General features: G+C 40.7%; 17 protein-coding genes and 1 pseudogene. 10 read left to right on the top strand and 8 right to left on the bottom strand.

Annotation, left to right across the window (positions count from 1 at the left end; all coding sequences use genetic code 11):
- Positions 1-296: 296 nt before the first annotated feature.
- Positions 297-1,823, top strand: coding sequence for a glycosyltransferase (locus tag NSTC731_RS28175; RefSeq protein ID WP_445627841.1), 1,527 nt, complete (start codon positions 297-299; stop codon positions 1,821-1,823).
- A 302-nt stretch (positions 1,824-2,125) separates the two neighbouring features.
- Here the strand turns inward: NSTC731_RS28175 and NSTC731_RS28170 are convergent, their stop codons facing one another.
- Positions 2,126-3,226, bottom strand: coding sequence for an alpha/beta fold hydrolase (locus tag NSTC731_RS28170; RefSeq protein WP_445627840.1), 1,101 nt, complete (start codon positions 3,224-3,226; stop codon positions 2,126-2,128).
- 389 nt (positions 3,227-3,615) lie between these two features.
- Positions 3,616-4,899 carry an MFS transporter gene (locus tag NSTC731_RS28165; RefSeq protein WP_445627839.1) on the bottom strand — a complete coding sequence of 428 codons (1,284 nt, stop codon included), beginning with the start codon at positions 4,897-4,899 and terminating at the stop codon, positions 3,616-3,618.
- A gap of 571 nt (positions 4,900-5,470) precedes the next feature.
- Between NSTC731_RS28165 and NSTC731_RS28160 the strand changes: the two genes are divergently transcribed.
- Positions 5,471-5,629: a hypothetical protein gene (locus NSTC731_RS28160; RefSeq protein ID WP_445627838.1), complete on the top strand. Its 159-nt coding sequence runs from the start codon at positions 5,471-5,473 to the stop codon at positions 5,627-5,629.
- A 207-nt stretch (positions 5,630-5,836) separates the two neighbouring features.
- Here the strand turns inward: NSTC731_RS28160 and NSTC731_RS28155 are convergent, their stop codons facing one another.
- A complete protein-coding gene (locus tag NSTC731_RS28155) occupies positions 5,837-6,019 on the bottom strand; it encodes a hypothetical protein (protein WP_322710478.1) in 183 nt (60 codons plus the stop codon).
- A 509-nt stretch (positions 6,020-6,528) separates the two neighbouring features.
- On the opposite strand from NSTC731_RS28155, the gene NSTC731_RS28150 reads away from it, so the two are divergent.
- Complete coding sequence (locus NSTC731_RS28150; protein WP_445627837.1) at positions 6,529-7,509, top strand: aldo/keto reductase; 981 nt, start codon at positions 6,529-6,531, stop codon at positions 7,507-7,509.
- A gap of 256 nt (positions 7,510-7,765) precedes the next feature.
- Here the strand turns inward: NSTC731_RS28150 and NSTC731_RS28145 are convergent, their stop codons facing one another.
- Positions 7,766-7,963: a hypothetical protein gene (locus NSTC731_RS28145; protein ID WP_445627836.1), complete on the bottom strand. Its 198-nt coding sequence runs from the start codon at positions 7,961-7,963 to the stop codon at positions 7,766-7,768.
- Between the two features lie 31 nt (positions 7,964-7,994).
- Here NSTC731_RS28145 and NSTC731_RS28140 point away from each other — a divergent pair, with 31 nt between their 5' ends.
- The 5 genes and pseudogenes from NSTC731_RS28140 to NSTC731_RS28120 all read left to right on the top strand — a co-directional run.
- Positions 7,995-8,495 carry a DUF4174 domain-containing protein gene (locus tag NSTC731_RS28140; RefSeq protein WP_445627835.1) on the top strand — a complete coding sequence of 167 codons (501 nt, stop codon included), beginning with the start codon at positions 7,995-7,997 and terminating at the stop codon, positions 8,493-8,495.
- Positions 8,496-8,867: 372 nt separating this feature from the next.
- Entirely contained in the window at positions 8,868-9,140 is a 273-nt protein-coding gene (locus NSTC731_RS28135) for a GlsB/YeaQ/YmgE family stress response membrane protein (RefSeq protein ID WP_104909288.1), read from the top strand.
- A gap of 1,324 nt (positions 9,141-10,464) precedes the next feature.
- The gene (locus NSTC731_RS28130) at positions 10,465-11,163 is read left to right on the top strand and encodes a hypothetical protein (protein WP_445627834.1); all 699 of its coding nucleotides are present in this window, start codon (positions 10,465-10,467) and stop codon (positions 11,161-11,163) included.
- 255 nt (positions 11,164-11,418) lie between these two features.
- Entirely contained in the window at positions 11,419-12,774 is a 1,356-nt protein-coding gene (locus NSTC731_RS28125; RefSeq protein ID WP_445627833.1) for a hypothetical protein, read from the top strand.
- Between the two features lie 80 nt (positions 12,775-12,854).
- Positions 12,855-13,088, top strand: a pseudogene (locus NSTC731_RS28120) (hypothetical protein); the annotation flags it as partial.
- A 20-nt stretch (positions 13,089-13,108) separates the two neighbouring features.
- On the opposite strand, the gene NSTC731_RS28115 reads toward NSTC731_RS28120, so the two are convergent.
- The 4 genes from NSTC731_RS28115 to NSTC731_RS28100 form a co-directional block, all read right to left on the bottom strand.
- The gene (locus tag NSTC731_RS28115; protein WP_445627832.1) at positions 13,109-13,678 is read right to left on the bottom strand and encodes an exonuclease domain-containing protein; all 570 of its coding nucleotides are present in this window, start codon (positions 13,676-13,678) and stop codon (positions 13,109-13,111) included.
- Positions 13,679-13,844: 166 nt separating this feature from the next.
- On the bottom strand, positions 13,845-14,276 hold the full coding sequence (locus NSTC731_RS28110; RefSeq protein ID WP_445627831.1) for a hypothetical protein: 432 nt from the start codon (positions 14,274-14,276) through the stop codon (positions 13,845-13,847).
- Positions 14,277-14,401: 125 nt separating this feature from the next.
- Complete coding sequence (locus tag NSTC731_RS28105) at positions 14,402-15,664, bottom strand: sensor histidine kinase (RefSeq protein WP_445627830.1); 1,263 nt, start codon at positions 15,662-15,664, stop codon at positions 14,402-14,404.
- Positions 15,665-15,775: 111 nt separating this feature from the next.
- On the bottom strand, positions 15,776-17,701 hold the full coding sequence (locus NSTC731_RS28100) for an ATP-binding protein (protein ID WP_445627829.1): 1,926 nt from the start codon (positions 17,699-17,701) through the stop codon (positions 15,776-15,778).
- Between the two features lie 278 nt (positions 17,702-17,979).
- Between NSTC731_RS28100 and petN the strand changes: the two genes are divergently transcribed.
- Positions 17,980-18,069 (top strand): cytochrome b6-f complex subunit PetN, encoded by a 90-nt coding sequence (gene petN / locus NSTC731_RS28095; protein WP_017322509.1) that lies wholly within the window; start codon positions 17,980-17,982, stop codon positions 18,067-18,069.
- Between the two features lie 7 nt (positions 18,070-18,076).
- Positions 18,077-18,238, top strand: a complete 162-nt coding sequence (locus tag NSTC731_RS28090; RefSeq protein WP_094350864.1) for a hypothetical protein — start codon at positions 18,077-18,079, stop codon at positions 18,236-18,238.
- Positions 18,239-18,361: the final 123 nt, after the last annotated feature.

Here is an 18,361-nt window from a genome sequence, read left to right as displayed (position 1 = left end):
AATTTTCCCTTGTATTTTCTAAGAGCAGCGCAGCCGACGGCGTACCACTTGCTACTCACTTCCTGCCTTGTTTCTTGAAAGTTACCATGCTATTTATGTCATCGGGTATATATGCGCCAGCCGCAGTAGCGATTAACTTAAACATTAGGATAAATGCGTGAATTGGCTATTTATCTACAGCTTCACTGCTTGCGTTTTTCAGCCTTGGGAGTTTTTAACAAGCTCACTAAGCTATTATGCTGCCGTCTTCAAGCAAAAATCTCTGGTAGAAATTAACCTGTATTAGGAAGTGGGCTATGCATATTGGATTTCTCAATCCTCAAGGCAATTTTGATTCAGGCAATAGTCACATCACGAAACACCCAGATTTTGGGGGTCAGCTAATTTACGTTAGGCAAGTCGCTATAGCCATAGCTCAAATGGGTCATAAAGTTGATATTATCACCCGTCAAATTATTGACCCGGAGTGGCCAGAGTTTGCCGAAGCAATTGACACTTATCCAGGGATCGATAATGTTCGCATTATCCGCTTACCAGCTGGGCCAAAAGAATTTCTCTCTAAAGAGTTGTTATGGCCTCATCTTGTCGCTGATTGGGTACCCAACATCTTGAAATTTTATCAACAGGAAGGTAGCTTACCCGATGCCATGACTGCTCACTACGCTGATGGAGGACTTTGTGGCGCTCTAATTGAAGAGGAGACAGGCATACCTTTTACCTTTACTGCTCATTCTCTCGGCGCTCAAAAGATCGACAAATTGGAAGTCACCCCAGAAAATCTCACAGGGATAGACGAGCAATTTAATTTCAGATATCGCATTTTAGCCGAACGCCTGAGCATGAATCGCTCGGCGGTTAATATTACCAGCACACGACAAGAACGTTTTGAACAGTATTCTCATCGAGTCTATAGTGGTGCAGTGGATGTAGACGACGACAACCGCTTTGCAGTGATTCCACCAGGAGCAGATTTCTCGATTTTTGGGGCAAAAGCGCGTTTCGAAAACGAGGAGGCTACTTATGAGTTCATTCAGGAACGATTGGCACGGGACATTGCAGAAGACCGTCGAGATTTGCCCGTCATCTTAGCATCCAGTCGATTAGAACTGAAAAAAAACATATTGGGGCTAGTGCAAGCTTTCGCAATCAGTCCAACACTTCAAGAACGAGCTAACTTGGTGATAATTACAGGGGCGCTGGACAATCCTTTACGAGAAAAGGCTAGCGACGAAATCACTGAAGAAGTATTAGCCCCGATTCGGGAAGCGGTCAAAGAAAACGACTTGTGGGGCAAAATCAGTGCATTTGGCTTGTTACATCAATCTCAAGAGTCACTGGCAGCAACCTATAGGTTTATGGTTAAACGCCGCTCAGTATTTGCGCTGACTGCACTCTACGAACCCTTTGGGCTTGCTCCCTTAGAAGCAGCAGTCGCAGGTTTACCAGTGGTAGCAACCAAGAACGGTGGCCCTAGCGAGAGCTTGCAACAGGGAGATAAGGAATATGGGGTACTCGTCGATCCAGAAGATCCTGCTGATATTGCACGAGGCTTGGAGCGGTTGCTATGTGATGCTCAAGAGTGGGAGTATTTTGCCCAAGCTGGTCAGCAACGGGTGCTGAAGAAGTACACTTGGGAATCTACTGGTGAAAACTACCTGTCTTTGCTTGAGCAAATTCTGTCTTCACCGAAAAGCCCTCGCGCTGAACTCCTTCCTATCCATCCCTACTTCCGTAATCCAGAATCGCAGACCGATGTTTCTTTGGAAGAATTGAGCGAACTCTACTTTGGATCTAATCAAAAGGTACTAAGCAATGTGGATTAAATAAAGTGCAAAACTGGGGTCAAAGCAGAAGTTTTTGCAGGGAAAGCAGAAGTTGCTACAGACTGCGCGAAACACCGAAACGTCTTGGCGGAAGTTGCTACAGATTGCGCAAAACACCGAAACGTTAAGGCAGAAGTTCTTGCAGGGAAGACGGAAGTTGCTACAGACTGCGCAAAACACCGAAACGTCTTGGCGGAAGTTCTTGCAGGGAAGACGGAAGTTGCTACAGACTGCGCGAAACACCGAAACGTCAACCCTGGAGCAATATTTTTTGATGGATGCTAAATGTGGGATTTAGGCAGCTATGAGCAGCCAGCGCAAAATCTGCTGACTGCTTCAGAAAATTGCTGGTTTTGTTCCATCAATGCCATGTGTCCACCTGGTTTTAGGGTGACTCTTTCAGAGTAAGGTAATTCTGCCTTCATGCGATCGCTCGCCACAGGTTTTGTTGCTATATCTGAAGCCCCACACATTACCAACACAGGAACGTTAATAGTTGCAAGTGTGTCTGTTTCGTCGAACTTCAACATTCCCAGTGTGCCACGAGCCAGAACACCAGGCGAACCCAATGCTGATAATAAACCTGCAAAACTTAGTTGACCGCGTGTTTCAGTACCCGTAAATCCAGATAGTTCGACGGTGATATACAGCGAACCATTCAAATACGAGAGCCAAGTCATCAACCAAAAAATCGGCCACAGCACGATAGTCAGGTACAACACAGGTTCGATTAGCGGTTTCTGCAATTTACGTACCAGATTGCTAAAGATACAAGTTTTTACCGGATTAGTGTAAGTAGTATCTACAAGAATTAAGCCAGCCACTCGACTCCCCAATTGCTCTGGAAACAGGCGACAGAATGTCAGGTTAATCATGCCGCCCATGCTGTGTCCCAACAAGATAACAGGTTTAGCCCCTGCTATGGCAACAACAGCTTCCAAGTCACGGGCATATTTTTCTATAGAGTGATCGTTGTTTTTCGGTTTAGCGGATTTTCCTAACCCTGGTAGATCCCAAACAATTACTCGGAAGCGATCGCTTAGTTGTCGTTTGGCATAATACCATATAGTACTGTTTGGTCCCCAACCGTGTGACAAGATAATTGGTTGACCATCTTCAGGGCCAAAAAACTCTACTTGCAACACGCTCCCATCTGGACGTGGCAAGCGCTGCACGGTTTTGCTACGCATAAAATGAGGTTCCTGTTTTCCAGGACGGCGCAGCAGTGGCAAACTGATAAAACGACCTGCAAAAGTCCACAGAACCATTACTAGTCCAGCCACCAAGTAGGGCGTTCCTACAAGTTCTCGTTCGTACCATTCATAAAGAATGTAGATTCCCCCGCCAAGTACCCCAACGGACAACAGTTGAAACAGCCATACAAGTAGAAAATTATGAGGCATGAATATCATGAGCCTAAACCTTGCAATGCTTTGTTAACTGCTTTTAGCTTCATACCATAGTTAGAATCGTCCAACTTTCACTCCCAAGAGTGATTTATACAATGTTGGAGTGATAAAAATGCTGGGTTTAGGTTAGTTGATAAACAATCTATAGGAATCCGATTTGATTAATGAACATATTTGCGTAGGGAGGGAACTCTTAACAGGGAACAGGGAAAAAGGGATTTAGGGGTGTACTGAGTTTTTTCACCCAATCAAATATCAGTCCTATAGATTGACAAAAATAACTATTAATCAAAAATATTCCCTCTCCCTTCTGCTTTTATGTATGAGCCTACAGCACGCTAGCGCATTCGGATTAGGGATGACGAATTAATATCAAATGCTTACTACTCAGGCAAAACATTAACTGAATCGTTACCAAAATTTTCTTCAAGATAGCGGGGATTGCTTACTCCTACATGCAAAAGCACTGCTGTAACCAATGCACCGATCGCTGCTACCAAGAAGGTAGTTTTATAGTCAATATTCTCCACTATCCATCCACCTAGTAGGGGAGCAAGGATAGTGGCAGGAGCAATAAGGGTATTACCAAGACCAATATAGGCTGGTCGTTGATGTTGGTTGCCAAACTCTAAGGTCATTACCGCAGCAATATTTTGCAGAGCCATCATACCTATTCCTTCTCCTATAAATACCAAGTAAAACCAGTTTGCATTGGGTGCTAAACAAGCAAAAATCGAACTGAATGCACAAGCGACACAACCAATTTGTAAAATTAACTTGCAACCTGTGCGATCGCCTAACCAACCCAAAACTAACCCAGCAATAGTTTGTGTAACCATCAATAGAGTCGTAATCAACCCAATAGATGCTTCTTCCATCCCATAGTGATGTACGGCATAGAGTGTATAAAAGGGAAGCGGCATCAGTGCTAACTGTGAGATCATACGTGCGATCGCAAAGCAGCGGAAATTCTCATCGCGCCGGAGAATCACAATCAGACTGCCCCAAAATTCACTTCTACTTTCAAAGGCTGATGGTGCGATACTTACTGGCTCTCGCGTCCTAGACATAAAAAACCAAGATAGAGCCATTGCCAAACTGGCACACAAAAAACACAGAGCAAAGTTAAATGGTTGAGCAATTTCCTTAAGCAGTAAACCAGCGATCGCAGCACCACAAACACTCATCAAATTACCAGATGCTGCTAAAGTACCGTAAAAAATACCAAGCTTTCTGGAGGGAACAATTTTAGCAATCATGCTTTGCCAAGCAGTGGCGCTAAATCCACCGCCTAGCCCTTGCCAAATGAGTATGGCAAATGTCAACAGTAAGATAGTTTGGTGATTGAGTTCTAGTTGTAATAAAGCCACCAGTGCTAATCCCAAAAAAGGAAGCTTATGATGAATTGTCAACGACATTACAGTTGGTTTGTAACACTGTAGGCTAGCTACTTTACTAACTGTTAATAGCTGAGGTAATTGCCAGCCTAAGCGTGGAATAGCTGGAATCAGACCGATAAGCAATGCAGAATCGGTAAGAGTACTAACAAATAGTGGAATAATCGTGAAAAATGAAGCAAAACCACTTCCAAAACCAAAAAATCCACTTTCAATAACATTGACAGTAAAGTTATGGCGAAGGTCTTTCTGAATTTCCGAATTAAGCATTTTTATAGATATTGCCAGTTTGGTGATTTATTCCCTTTTAGGGAAACTCAGGCTGCATTTTGAACAGGTTTATCTGTTTTTTGTAGATACTTAGAAATTACCTAAGTACCTACAAAAATCTGAGTTCCATAAATTGTTCCCAAATGTTGTACTTAAATCACCGTTGAAAAATATTTTTGTAAAATATCCCAATTTTTAATGGTGAACCTGACTGCTACTGAGTTCTGGGTCAGTGGCAGGTCTAGGTTAACCTGGAAGTGGTGCGTGATTGGCAAGCGGTGTAGATTATGCCTTCCCAAAACTCACACCTATTAATCACAGAGATGACTTGACAATAGACTTCTTGGCATTTGTCGGGGAAAAGGGGAACGGTTAAAGGGTAAAGGTATAGAATTTTCCCAAACCCAGTAACCTTTAACCTTTCTCCAACCGGAAAGCAAAAGCTACTTTTGCAAGATGTCTAATAAAATAGTTAAAGCATAGGCGTAGATCGTTGTAGACATCGCCTAAAGTTATTGATATTTGATTTGAAGCTGGATTTTTTGGGTTGGGTCGAAGGAAAACTGGAAATGTGTCTATTGGTTTGTTGACCGACAGGATTGCTGCTGGTATTGTTCGCTACTTTGCTGGTAGCTTTGGAGGAGTGCAAGCAGCCATCGAGTTACGCACTTTTGTGTCAGAGATGGGAATGCCTACGATTTCAAGCATTTTTGCTATTTCTAAAATTTGAAACTCCCTGGATGAAGCAGGTGCTTCACAAGATATCAGTCCGCTATAACTAATAGCTGCTTTAACCAAAAGAGTCGGTCAGCAATCAATTATTAGTTACAACGGACTGATTAATTAACTAGGTTAGTAGTCGTCAATTCACTTGCAATTTATCTCATCACTTGCTTATTAGATAGGTGATGAGATGAATTGCTGTATTAGCTAAGTTCTAAGTAGATGAGTTTGAACGTTCTATTTGCTGACGAACGGTATCAATAGAAGCATTAAGACCAGCCAGTTTAGACTCTAAATCATCTCGTAGCCAAATCAAGAATTTTAATTTCCGCTCTAAGCTAGCTTTGTGCGAAATGGGTTCGCTTCCATAACATGGATTACCCCAAAAAGGAAACATAGTTTACCTCTGAATTTAACTTTTGTAAGAGTGCAATATCTCGCACTACTATATTCTGACTAATCACAATCAGACTAGTGTATGTAACAACCGACCATTATTGTGCGTGCTTAACGAACTTTTGCTAAAAGTGAACTTGAAGTGACGATTCTATATTCATTGGCATTACAACTGTATATTTTGCAGTTTAAATGAGATATCAACAGAACAGAACAACCACAAATCGCCTAAGTTGACCCAAAGCTGTAAAAGAACTCAGCAGCCAATTTACAGCGTTTGGTCATCGCTTCTTTACAACTGGCTAGTAATTGACTAGAAAATACATAATAAATGTGCGTAAACTAGAAAGCTCTCTGAACACGGCTGGTAAAATCGAATGTCAATTACCCGCCAATCAATTTACTTATATCAGTAAATACTTCTAATAATAGATGACTTGGTGGAAGGGAAAGGGATAATGCTGAAAAGGGTAATATTCTAAGACCAATTACTGAGTAGGAAATTCTTTTATGAGAACCAGAAAGTTAGGGAAACAAGGCTTAGAAGTTTCAACTATCGGACTTGGTTGCATGGGAATGTCTGAGTTCTATAGCGGTCGGGATGAAATTGAGGCGATCGCTACAATTCATCGAGCGTTAGAACTTGGAGTGAATTTTCTTGATACTGCTGATATGTATGGGCCGTTTACCAACGAGCAACTAGTAGGCAGAGCAATTAAAGATCGCCGAGATCGAGTAATTTTAGCAACTAAATTTGGTAATGTCCGTACTGAAGATGGTGGCTTTAAAGGAGTTGATGGTAGACCAGAATATGTCCATCAAGCTTGCGATGCCTCGTTAAAACGTCTGGGAGTGGAAGTAATTGACCTCTATTATCAACATCGAGTAGATCCAACTGTCCCCATTGAAGATACTGTCGGGGCAATGGCAGAGTTAGTCAAGCTGGGAAAAGTTCGTTATTTGGGGCTTTCGGAAGCTGCCCCAGCGACAATTCGACGAGCTGTAGCAGTTCACCCGATTACTGCACTGCAAACAGAATACTCTCTTTGGAGTCGAGAGCCAGAGGATGAAATTTTACCTACTGTGCGGGAATTAGGAATTGGGTTTGTTCCCTATAGTCCATTAGGAAGAGGATTTTTATCAGGTGCGATCGCTAGTCCTGACGATCTTGCACCTGATGACTATCGAAGAAATTCTCCTCGCTTTCAAGGTGAGAATTTTTATAAAAACCTGCAATTAGTAGAGCAAGTTAAAGCGATCGCCAGCGAAAAAGGAGTAACTTCTAGTCAGCTTGCTTTAGCATGGCTATTAGCTCAAGGAGAAGATATTGTCCCAATCCCTGGTACAAAACGCCGTAATTACTTGGAGGAGAATATTGCAGCTACCGAAATTACCCTGACTGAACAAGAGTTGCATCGACTGGAAACAGTTGCACCAAAAAATGTCGCAGCTGGCGATCGCTATCCTGACATGAGTACTGTTAACCGTTGATCTATCTGAAATGGAGTATTTTTTCAAATTCCGCTTTCGATGCACAAGCAGACATTACCGCAGCTTAACAAAGTAATCACCCAGAATTTTCAGAGGAAATGTCAAAAGTAGCGTAGGCGCAGCCCGCACTTCTCTACGAGACGCTGCGCGTAGCTTGCTTCCACGAAGTGGTACGACAAGCTACTTCGGCTGTGCTCAGTACAAGTCAGTGACCATCGTAGACATCGCTAGATCGGCTACATATTTGGCTACTAATTCAATCATCTGGAAACTGCCAGCACGAGATATGTTCAATATCTTTGCTGCCGCATTTCCTACAAACTGCATCCATCACAGAGTCCACCCATTCATTTCTACAACTACGACAATGACAGAAAATGTTATTGCGGTTAGCCATTTCAATACCTTGATGCCACTGTTGTAGTTGAGAAGAGTCTGGAAAAGCTTTTGACATTTCATCAAACCTCGTTCGTGTCATTGTCATTATGAGCCTAACAAGCCCCGAAGTGAATAACTCAGTATTAATCGCTCTGACGATCGCCGCATCTATAGCCCTATCGCCTGTTAGTATTGCCGGTACTGTCCAAGGTTCAACCCATACGATCAAAATGTCTTCATTTAACCTCAGTTCCCAAAAATGGCAAAATCGAGTGCTGCTACTTTTTGCACCATCTGTTGATAACCATAACTATCAGCAACAGATGCAGTTATTTAACCAGCAACAAAACGATTTTAAAGATCGAGATTTAGTTCTTGTTCAAGTTTTGGCAACAGATAAAAGCTATGCCAACGGACAGTTAATAGATGAGTCTTCTGCTGCCAATTTGCGAAATCGCTTTGGGGTTAATAAAGAAAATTTTCGCGTGATTTTGATCGGCAAAGATGGTGGTGTTAAGCGCCAAGAATCTACACCAGTGCAACCGACAGCAATTTTTGAGCAAATTGACGCTATGCCGATGCGTCAGCGAGAAATGCAAGAACGATAAATTGGTAAAGCAGTTGGTTTTCTTATCAAACAGAATTTAGGAGTCAGCAGTCAGAATTTAGAATGACGCTAGAATTCTACAAGTTCCTACAAAAGTAGCTGCTTTCCAACCTGAGCTTAATTCTTTAAGTAGATGAGAAAAATCATTAAAAAGGTATATACTGCAATTATCAAGCAATAAATTTATTAGTTCCTGGTTTTATACCAACTAGGAGCTTTTTTATTATCCATTTCAATTAAGAGAGTTCATCACCAGAAGTAATAGCGTTCATCCTCAAGGCTATCGATCATTGCTTCTGTTGATAGATTGAATGTCAATATTTGGATTGCTATTGTGTATTTGTCACTAAAAAACGTTTATCAAATAAAAACAATGAATATTCTTGCTTGGATTGTTTTAGGTCTAATTGCTGGTGCGATCGCAAAGGCTATCTACCCAGGTCATCAAGGCGGCGGAATTTTAGCAACAATTTTATTAGGGATCGTTGGTGCTTTTATTGGTGGTAGTTTGGGTGTATTCTTTAGTACAGGAAGCTTTGCTCTAGCTGCTCCCTCTTTGAGTATTCCCGGTATTGCAGTAGCAGTTCTGGGTGCGATTGTTGCAGTCTTCTTGTGGAATGCGTTAACTAGCCGCAGTGCTTTGTAATAAATTAAATTGAATTAACTATTTTAGAACTTACGCACTTTTTGTCTTACCTGTCAATGCGTAAGTTCTATTTATCAACAATTATTGACAGAATTTGCCGCTTGTTATGCTGATAGCCTCAACATTATTCAGGTTGATAATGTTGAGGCTATGATTTTATTTTAGATGCCCTATCTGTCGCAAACATTTTTTTAATTGGTATTAGAGAAGTCGTAAATATCTGCCTTACAGGCTTATAAGGTCTGTAGCAACAACAGCAATAGCGTGCTAAATCGCAAATTTTATACTTTTAATCTAACTTAACTTTGTTTGGTGCATAAGCGTAGACCATCATAAACATCGCCTAGTAAGGTAATTAAACACTTAATAGTCTGCCAACCTAAAAATGCGCTTGTGAGGGCTGGGGAAAGGGGGAAAGGGAAAAGGGTAAGGAATTTAAACTCTTTCCCCCTGCCCCTTATCCCCTTCTTGGAACCCCACCTTCCCCTTTACCCCGCTTGCGTTCGCTTGGCGAACTATTAGGTTAGCGATCGCAATCTATTCCTTATACGTATTTTATTTAGATAAAGTTGTATTTAATACATGAAATATCAGTTTGCACACTGGGATTATTTAATAATTTCATACTAGTAGTATGTAATATAGATTAAGCTTGCCTCTCACCTATTTGCGATGAGATTTAATGAAGAGGTAGTTGCGATTCATAGTGTACAACTTTGACAACTGTCCACAATACTGTTGCATGTCTTAAGCTCATGGTAATATTATTTTACTGTCAGGGAGATATTATTTATACATCAATTTGTAACCATGCTGAAAGAGCTAGTTAGGTGCGCTACCTGCAAAAAACAAAAAATTATTCAACCTACCCAGGAAATCAACAAAAGCCCTAACGTGCAAAGCACAGAGCTTTTTAAACTCTGCTTATATAAGGTACTAAAGAGCTAACTAAAGCTCTTTTTTAGGAATCATCATAGCCAGCGAGAAAGGCATAAAACCTTCTTAAGATGGCAAAAAATTAGACAAGAGTAAATAGAAAAGTTTTGACGCAATGTCAAGAGTTTTTTGTATATGTAAAAATATCAAAAAGCTTAATTTGTCTTGTCAACAAGACATTAACATTGTGTGTTTTATTTAGATATTGATTCTCTTTGTGCTTAGTTACCTATATATAAAAGTCCTATTTGATTAGTGAAAACTTAAGCTACCCTCGATCAAATCAGGCAAACACTTAAATTTAACAAATAATTTAGGACTGCTAGATCGAGATCGATCTAGTAAAAATTCGATTATTCACAAAGTCACTAAGAGTAACAGGAAAAACATGAATATCATAGTTCGTTTGTTTGGAGCGATCGTTCTCCAATTATCTGCGTTGGCTGCAATGTCTAGCATGGCAATGTCTGATGACAAGCCCTTTCGCGTCAATACCCAACAGACTCCTGCTGTTTATCCACAGAAAACAACACAGCCCTTTCGCGTCAATACCCAACAGACTCCTGCTGTTTATCCACAAAAAACAACACAGAGGATTTGCTCTTTAGATCCCATTGAAGATTTATTACCTCCACCACAAATTAAAACAAGTAATTCTTTGCTTTCTTACCTTGCTGAACAGGGTTTTACACAAAATAAAGAGGGTTCCTGGGTCTGTTATGCCAACGATCCTAAAAAAGAGGGACGTTATTTTACTTTATTTAAGGTCAAACAAGTTAATAGCAGGCTCATAGCAAGTTCTTTCCTAGATGAAGGCAGTCTAATTCAAGGTCAGGAAAATCGTAGCTTGGACTTCTTTATGATGCTGATTGAGCATCATACGAATACTACTAAAGAGAACCGTCAAGGTATACGTAGATATCTACAAGCCTTCGTTTCCTTGGTCAAAGAAGGGAAGATCAAACCTACACGTCGTGGGTATCTTTTTGACCAACCAAACCGGGCGATGGTCTTATATCACACACTCTCATCAGGAAACCTTAAAGGTACGGGAATCACGATCAACATTTATTTACCTAAGAGTTGAATTGAGGAAGTAGGGCAGTGAGCAGGGGAGCAGCACTTCTCTACGAGACGCTGCGCGAACGACTCATTTCGGCTACGCGGTAGTTGAGCGCAGTCGAAACTCAATGACCAACGCTCAGTGACCGAGGGGCAGGGGAGATAAGGGAACAAGGGGACAAAAGTTTAGAACTTACAACAAATCTTTCCCCTTGTCCCCAAGTCCTCTTTCCCATGCCCAATCCCTAATTAAATAGCTGTCGTTTAGTGGAGGTGCATCTTGTCTAGATCAATTGTTCAAAGAATTGCGATGCCGAAAGTAGTTCGCTTTGCAGCGATCGCATTTTCATCTGTTGCAGTAGTACTCACTACGACGTGTCAGTCTGGTTTTGCACAGCTAAATGTTGGACGCTATGGCATCCAACAAGGACTGGAGTCTGAGTATCTCCAGTACCAACTTAATAACCAGAATTTGAGCCAAATGCGAGTCATTCCTGGATGTGATGTGGGATTTGGTCTGACCTGCAATAAAACTGGAGCGGTAATCCAACGGTTAGTGGAGTTAAACAATGGGACTAGTTATCAAAACCTTCTAATCCGAGCAGCCGGTGGGGAAAAAAACTTCCAGAATTTCGCTAGCTTCTATGGCAATAATCCCAATCTCTCTGCGGTGCCTTACGCCTCATTTTGGAGAAATGCATCTCCCGCAATCATGGATGGATCTCAATACCTTCTTGGACAATCTTTTGGTCGCAATCCAGTAGAAGGACTCGGACTTGTAACCAAGCAGTTCTACTGGGCACCATACTCAGGAGTCAATGACTCGGTTAGCCTTCGTAATGGATTATTAGACCTGAAATTGTCATACGGACGACTGCTTTTTGAAGAGGCCTCAAAAATTTCTAATATTCAAGAGCAGATTCAGTCTCTAGGTCTTTCGCCAGAGATGACAAATTTTTATTTAAATAGAATCTCTACAGGCTTGGATGCGTTGAATTCTGGAGATCGGAACCAACTCCAACAGAAGATTTTTGAAGTACTATCCTTTCCATACTCCGAAGAAGGTGGGGAACTAGGACGCCCCAACAATGCGATTCCAGCGGAATTTAATCAGCTTTTAGGAGAAGATATCGCAGGAGATACTTTGCTAAGTGACAATCCACTAGCCTTGGATGGAGAAACAATAGCTTTTGATGCTTTCCCTGGCTCTACGGGAGATGTCTTAGTACCAGACAGTTCTAATTCCTTTCCACTTTGGCCAATAATCGGCGTTGGGGGTCTTGGTTTAATTCTGCTTCTACTACTGAGTGGCGATAGTTCTTCAGCTCAACCACCTGTTTCTTCACCTCAAGCACCTACACCTGTTTCTTCAGCTCAACCACCTACACCTACACCTGTTCCTCCAGAAAATGTACCTTTGTCTCTCACCAATAAAGGCGAATGCGATCTGACTCCTAGTGGTAATGGTTCTAATCACACACAAATCGTTGAGATTCCGTGTAATGTTACTCCTCAAACCCCCACGGAAGTGAAGAAGGTAGTGGAGCCATCAACGATCAAAGCGCTTGTATTGCTAATTGTTCTACTATGGATAGTCGGTAACAAACACCGAACTTTAAAAATCCGTCATTCGTAATTATTTTACATAAAGGGATTTAGCAAAGAGTTAGAGCAAAACAGCAACAGCGAGTAGCGTAGGCGTAGCCTGCCGCAGGCATCGCCCGCGCCCTGGTTAATCGCCCTGCACTTGTTCTAGCAGACGAACCCACTGGAGCGTTAGACAGTGAAACCTCTCAGGAAGTAATGGATTTGTTGACTGAGTTAAATAGTCAAGGCATCACGATTGTCATTATTACCCATGAACCGGATGTCGCCGAGCAAACTAATCAAATCGTTCATGTTAAAGATGGTTTAGCTGAAGGAGTAACAAAAAAGTTATTAACTAAGTAGGTTGGCAGAATAAAATCAAACTATTTTAGCTTAGTTTTTTTGTTTTTCATCTGTCTGTAAATAGCTGCAATATTGCGGGCATCATCAATGCCACGGTGGTGCGTGCCTTTTAATTCTATCCCCAACTCATTGAGAGCTTGTGCCATGCCAAATTTTTTAGATACGCCAAGATATTTAGAAAATTCCTCTTTGATATTTATATGTTCTGAAGTAAAAGGATAAGGAAAATTATGAAATGCGCAATCTTGAATAAATTGGTTTTTGTCGTAATTACCCCAAGAACAAAAAATATAGTTGGGAAACAAATCAATCCATTCTTTGAAACGAGAAATTGCTTCTAAAAATTTTGGTGCTTCGTCAACATCTTGCTGGCGAATACTAGTCAATTCGGTGCAAAAACCTGTCAGTTGCGGATGTCTCACCGGTTGGATGAATTGCTGAAACTCTGAATCAATTTCCCACGTTGCTCGATTGAGCATCACTGCACCGATTTCAATGATTTCCATTTCGCGACGGGGAATAGTTCCAGTGTCACAGCATGTAGCTTCCAAATCGACTATCAAATAATAATGGGATCTTTTTATTTTCATATTAGGTAACAGAGTATTATTAATTACTAACTAGTGATTATTTATAAATTTCTAAAATTAAGCCGTTAACAATGTAACTTACTTGTAGTCATCATAATACATAAATGTGATGCTTACAGCATTTTTCATTTATTTGAACTACAAATAGCTGTAAGACCACGATAATTTAGATTGATGAAAAAGGTTTAACCCAACGGAATTGAATAGCGAGATCAAGAGCGATCGCAGCCAGCGCAAACCATAACAAACTTTCTGCCGCTAACACCAAAAAAGGCCAAATTGTGCTGTGATTCCACCCAAATTCTATCTGAGTTAATCCGCGTACCAAGCCAAAAGCTAACACGCCACCAGCTTTGAGTTGAGGATTTCGATCGCAGCGGATGATATAGCGGTAGGTGACACCAAATAGGAAACCAGTAAAAGTTGCAACTGCACCACTCACCAACAAGCGCCAGTTAAGATCGCTTTGCAGACATACAAGTGTCTGAAAATACTTTGCCAGTACGAAAGTATTCAACAGACTAGCGATTGCAAAAGCCAAACACACAGATAATCCCCCAATTATTCCCACCTTGAGGGATTCTATGCGTTCTGTCATTAATTGAGGATTTAAAATTGAGTTCACTCTATATATAAATAAGGGATTGGATATTAGGGAAATTTTTCCTTACTCTCCAGTATGATAAATGCTTGAGCAGCTTTGTCATTAATTAAATACTGCTCTCAAGTAGGAATTTTGATGATAAATTCGGTTCCCATGCCAGGTTGAGAATTCACGTCTAATATACCGTTGTGTTTTTCTACAATAATTTGATATGCGATCGACAAGCCAAGTCCAGTACCTTTGCCTACAGTTTTTGTCGTAAATAACGGCTCAAACAAACGTTTTTTCAACCGTTCAGGAATACCAATCCCATTGTCAGCAATCCGAATTATAACCAATTGTTCAGAATCTATTTCTGTGGTAATTTTAATCTGAGGAATTAGATTGCTGATTTTGCCTTCCATTATAGCTTCATCAAGGGCATCAATTGCATTTGCGAGAATGTTCATAAATACTTGATTCATCTGCCCTAGATAACACTTAACCTGTGGTAATTCTCCATAAGTTTTAATTACTTCAATGCGGGGACGATCGCTATTAGCATTGAGACGGTGTTGCAAAATCATTAGGGTACTATCTATTCCTTGATGTAAATCAGCAGATATTTTGGCATCGCTATCCGAGCGACAGAAACTGCGGAGTGAACTAGAAAGGTTGCGAATTCGTTCGCTTCCTATGTGGAGTGAGTTCAAGATTTTTCCCATATCTTCGAGAACAAAGTTTAGATCCAAGTTCTCAATAGTTTTGGTAATTTTGGCTGTTGGGTTTGGATACTCTTGTTCATATAGTAGAAGCAACTCGGTTACTGCTGTAATATATTCTTGCAAGGGTGGAATATTGCTGGAAATAAAGTTGATAGGGTTATTGATTTCATGGCCAATACCAGCGATTAACTCTCCGAGTGTTGATAGTTTCTCTTGCTGTACTAGTTGGACTTGGGCTTTTTGCAAAGCTCTAGTGCGATCGCTAACTTTTTGTTCCAAAGATTCAGTCAATTGTTTGAGTTGTAAATGTACGCGTACTCTGGCAATCACTTCTTCTTGGGCAAATGGTTTCGGGATATAGTCAACTGCGCCAAGGGAAAATCCCTTCGTTTTGCTCTCTGTATCCGCTAAAGCAGTAGTGAAAATAATCGGAATATTTTGGGTAACAGGATTGGCTTTCAGGCGGCGACAAGTTTCAAATCCGTCAATACCTGGCATTTGTACATCCAGCAAAATCAACTCTGGTTGATTGCGTTCAGCTTGGGCGATCGCACTTTCTCCATCAACTGCAACCCGAAAACGAAAACCCTCACTATTGAGTGCTTCACACAGGAGAGATAAATTTGTAGGATTATCATCCACAATCAAAATAAATCCGGTATCTGAGGTCTTAAGCATGATGAATTAACAATTGAAATTTGACTCAAATTAATTGATATATTGTTGAATTAAAAAATTCAGAAACCAGAATTCAGAATTCAGAATGGAATTAGCATAGCTAGTTATTAACTAGTCTTCAAATGCTTTTACAGTTCGTTTCATTTCTTCTGACTCCTGAATACTTACAATAAAAGTTTCCAAACGTTTGAGTTGGAAATTACTAGCAAACTGGATAATTTGCTGGGCAAAAATGCTTAAATGCTCATCAGATTTAGACAGTTCCTTGGCCAGTTGCAAAACTTTTTGAATATCACCGTCTTGCGTTAGTTCGAGTAAATCTTGCAAAACCTCTTTAGCAGGATAAATTATCTCATTTGGTCGCTCCAAAACATCTATATTGTTTTTTTTGATTTCATCTACCTTCACGTCAAAAATCCATTCCAGTTGCAAAAACTGTCGTAGCATTTCCAGCAGCGTTTCAGCTTCTACAGGCTTTGGTAGAAATGCATTTGCACCTACATCAATACTCTTGTATTGATCGGCTGCAAACACACTAGCTGAGGAAGCGATGACAGCAATTTCTTTAAATTGCTCAGATTTACGTAAACGATCGATCAACTCAAATCCACTCAATATAGGCATTACTAAGTCAGTAATAATCAAGTCTGGTTTGTGGGCTAGAGCCTTTTCCCATGCTTCCTGACCCTGACTAGCTTCTACAACAATAAACCCAACTGGCTCTAGTAAATTTACAATTACCGATCGATTTTCCCATTTATCATCCGCAATCAAAATGGTGCGGTTTTGCCCTTGATAGCCAATAATAGTTCCTTGTTCAATCACTCTAGAAACCTTTGCCCAGTCTTTAGATTCTGGAAATTCTGCCTCAAACCAGAAAGTACTTCCTTTGCCAAATTCACTTTGTACTTGAATTTGACCACCCATCAACAAAACAATGTTTTGGCTGATTGCTAATCCCAAGCCTGTACCTTCAGATTGTCGTTTTTGATTTCCTACTTGTTCAAAAGGCTGAAAGATTTTCTGTGCTTGTTCAGGGATTATCCCGGCACCAGTATCTATTACCTCAAAACGAATTTTGTAGTTAGTTTGTCCATTGGTGTTTGATTGTTTAGCAATGACCTTAACTTTGAAAGTGACACTACCTTCATTCGTAAATTTAATCGCATTACTAAGTAAGTTAATCAATACTTGCCGCAAGCGTTTTTCATCAGTATGAATGCCCGTTGGTAAATCAGGATCGAGTTGGACGTGAAATGCGATGACCTTTTGTTCTGCCCGGATGCGGGAAATTTCAGTCACGCTATCTATAAAGGCAGGTAAGTAGAAATCAACAGAATACAATTCTAGTTTCCGGGCTTCTATTTTGGAGAGATCCAGAACATCATTAATTAAGGTTAAAAGATGAGAACCACATTGATAAATGATGCTGACTCCTTTACGTCCTTTCTGACTCAAAGATTCTGTGCGTTGAAGAATTTGTGTATAGCCCAAAATCCCGTTAAGAGGTGTGCGTAGTTCATGACTCATATTGGCGAGAAATTCACTCTTGGCTTGGCTGGAGTTTTGAGCGACTTCTTCTGCAAGGCGTAGTTCTTTCTCGATGCGCTTGCGCTCGACAATTTCAGTTGAAAGCGCTCGATTAATAACTTCTAATTGAGAATGGCTGGGTAGTGTCAAAGCTTGAGGCATGAGATAAAATAACGCAAATGCCGTATATATTGAAATAATGGCAGTTAGAGCTTTTAAACTACCTGCAACCCAATAATTTGGATGCCAAAGCGTCCAAATGTCCATCAAGTGTCCGGTACCACAAGCAATGATAAAAGCACCAAATAACAAAAAGACGCTATTAAAAGGAACGTCTTTACGCTTGTAAATAAAAGAAATCAGTAGGAAGGGAATAGAATAATAAGCTAGAGCGATCGTCGCATCAGAAATAATGTGCAGCCAGACTAATCCAGTTTGCCAGAGATAACAATGTCCGTGGGGAATAAAACCGTTGGAGTCGAAAGGATAGTTGAAAAATGTCGGCATGATATTAGGGGTTGCTGGATTGAAAATATATACCCATAACCCTAGTATTCCCAAAGTATCAATTTAGAAAGCGCGATCGCTACTTTTTTACATTCGTGTTTATCGTTGCTTAAAGTACTAACGTATCAAGAAAAGTTGGTGTCTTTTTTGTGTAAACGTACCTTGTCGTAAACATCACACGCAAAAGTTACAATCTGATTGATAAAAAAATCTCAGCCTGCCCAATCCCTGTATGATAAGTATTAGAAACCTTTTGTAATTATTTGAAAAGTAGGACTATGGAGATTTTGACACTAGGTTGGGTAGCGTTGTTAGTTGTGTTTACTTGGTCAATTGCAATGGTAGTGTGGGGACGTAACGGACTATAGAGGCATTGTGGAAAGTCCATTCTTGAGTATTTTGGCTTTATTTGCTGTAGTGCTGCTCGTAGTAGTCACTGGTGGTATTGGTTATTTAACCCTGGCAGATTGGCGCGATCGCCGTCGCCGAGATGAAGAAAAACGCACCACCCGCAGCGCCACTCCCAAGCGGCGATAGTTTTCTGGTAATTGAAAATCTTTTTGTAGGGACGCGATACAATCGTGTCCCTACATTGTTTTTATGACATTCCCAGGAAATAACTGTTACCTTTGCGATCGCAACGGGAATCATTAAATAGAA

Source organism: Nostoc sp. DSM 114167 (genome assembly GCF_052692655.1).
This window is presented reverse-complemented; position numbering and strand designations above follow the sequence as displayed.